The sequence below is a fragment of the Mesorhizobium sp. M4A.F.Ca.ET.050.02.1.1 genome, assembly GCF_003997725.1.
Classification (GTDB): Bacteria; Pseudomonadota; Alphaproteobacteria; order Rhizobiales; family Rhizobiaceae; genus Mesorhizobium.
In genome coordinates, this window is sequence record NZ_RZSG01001288.1 from 1 (window position 1) to 910 (window position 910).

The 910-nt window shown below is 64.3% G+C and carries 1 protein-coding gene and 1 pseudogene; both read left to right on the top strand.

Annotated elements, in window-relative coordinates; all coding sequences use genetic code 11:
- A partial coding sequence (upp, locus tag EOA33_RS36975; RefSeq protein ID WP_127407815.1) for a uracil phosphoribosyltransferase occupies positions 1 to 511 on the top strand: 511 nt, incomplete at its 5' end.
- Between the two features lie 104 nt (positions 512 to 615).
- Positions 616 to 910: pseudogene (locus EOA33_RS36980) on the top strand (TIGR02281 family clan AA aspartic protease); the annotation flags it as partial.

Here is a 910-nt window from a genome sequence, read left to right on the forward strand (position 1 = left end):
GGGCTATGAGGTCACGCGCAATCTCGAGCTGACGACGACCGAGATCGAGACGCCCATCGAAACGATGGAGGCGCCGACGCTCGAGGGCAAGAAACTGGTCTTCGCCTCGGTGCTGCGCGCCGGCAACGGCCTGCTCGAAGGCCTGCTCGACCTGGTTCCGGCGGCGCGCGTCGCCCATATCGGGCTTTACCGCGACCACGACACACTGGAGGCTGTCGAATATTTCTTCAAGGCGCCGAGCGATCTCGCCGACCGGCTGGTGATCGTCGTCGATCCGATGCTCGCCACCGCAAATTCGGCGATCGCGGCGATCGACAAGCTGAAGGGACGCGGCGCCACCAACATCCGCTTCCTGTGCCTGCTGGCAGCGCCCGAGGGCATCGAGCGCTTCACCAAGGCGCATCCCGACGTTCCCGTCTTCACCGCCTCCATCGATCGCCAGTTGAACGACAAGGGCTACATCATGCCCGGCCTCGGCGATGCCGGCGACCGCATGTACGGCACCAAGTAGCGCGCCGTTTACCGCCCGTTTACGCAAAGCCGCGGTTTCGGCCCACGTTATAGACGAAAACACCATGTCGGGATTAAGGATCGGCCTTCAAACAGGCCGGTCCCATGCTGCGCAAGCTTCTCATCCTTGGCGTCTTTGCCGGAACATCGGCATCGATCCCGATCCTTTATCAGTCGAACCCGCACATGCTCGACGGCCTGTTGAAACCGGCAGTCGCCTCCAAGCCAGTCACCGAGCCCCAGCCCGCCCTGAACCTTGCCTCGGTTCCCGACAAGCCGGCGACAGCACTGCCGCTCGGCCGCAAGGTCGTGGTCAGCGCCGACGCGCGCGGACACTTCACCTCCGGCTTCAAGCTCAACGGCCGCCAGATTGACGGCCTGATCGACACCGGCGCCACGC